Here is a 230-nt window from a genome sequence, read left to right on the forward strand (position 1 = left end):
GCTCCAAGTCGATGATAGATGTGTTCTTTATTACCGGTGCATTAATGTTTGGTACAGCTGGCTTACCGCATGTGATTGTTCGTTTCTTTACTGTTCCTAAAGTAAAAGACGCGCGTATTTCTGCGGGCTGGGCTTTAGTATTTATCGCTATTATGTACACCACTATTCCTGCATTGTCTGCTTTCTCTCGCGTTAATATGATTGAAACCATCAATGGACCAGAATCAACT

At 41.3% G+C, this 230-nt stretch carries 1 protein-coding gene; it reads left to right on the plus strand.

Going from position 1 to position 230, the window contains the following annotated elements:
* On the plus strand, nucleotides 1-230 hold a 230-nt coding region (locus tag AAEZ02_RS23655; protein ID WP_502959626.1), incomplete at both ends, for a sodium:solute symporter family transporter.

The sequence above is a fragment of the Shewanella sp. T24-MNA-CIBAN-0130 genome (genome assembly GCF_040310185.1).
GTDB classification, from domain to species: Bacteria; Pseudomonadota; Gammaproteobacteria; order Enterobacterales; family Shewanellaceae; genus Shewanella; species Shewanella psychromarinicola.